1 protein-coding gene is annotated in these 634 nt (G+C 66.4%); it reads right to left on the reverse strand.

Features of this window, described 5'->3' with window-relative positions; translation table 11 throughout:
• Positions 1-10 precede the first annotated feature (10 nt).
• Positions 11-634: zinc-binding dehydrogenase (locus EP380_RS23410; RefSeq protein WP_164749975.1), on the reverse strand; the 624-nt coding region annotated here is incomplete at its 5' end.

The raw sequence follows: 634 nt of genomic DNA on the forward strand, positions 1-634 counted from the left end.
CCTCCCCGGCTCAGAACACGACGACGCTTCGGATGCTTTCGCCCTTGTGCATGAGATCGAAGCCTGTGTTGATCTCGTCGAGGGTGAGCGTGTGGGTGATCATCGGGTCGATGGAGATTTTGCCGTCCATGTACCAGTCGACGATCTTCGGCACGTCGGTGCGGCCCCTGGCGCCGCCGAAGGCGGTGCCCTTCCAGGTGCGGCCGGTGACGAGCTGGAACGGCCGGGTCGAAATCTCCTGGCCGGCGCCGGCCACCCCGATGACGATGCTCTCGCCCCAGCCGCGATGGGCGCTTTCCAGCGCCTGGCGCATCACTTTGACATTGCCGGTGCAGTCGAACGTGTAGTCGGCCCCGCCGATCTGGTCGGCGCCGCGCTTGGTCAGATTGACGATCTCGGCCACCACGTCGTCCACCTGCGTCGGGTTGACGAAATGGGTCATGCCGAATTTCTCGCCCCACGCCTTCTTGTCGTCGTTGATGTCGACGCCGATGATCCGGTCGGCGCCGGCCAGCCGCAGGCCCTGGATGACGTTCAAGCCGATGCCGCCGAGCCCGAACACGGCCGCCGTGGCGCCGATCTCGACCTTGGCCGTGTTGAGGACGGCGCCGATGCCGGTGGTGACCCCGCAGCC

This window comes from Nitratireductor alexandrii, from assembly GCF_004000215.1.
In the GTDB taxonomy this organism is placed as follows: Bacteria; Pseudomonadota; Alphaproteobacteria; order Rhizobiales; family Rhizobiaceae; genus Mangrovimarina; species Mangrovimarina alexandrii.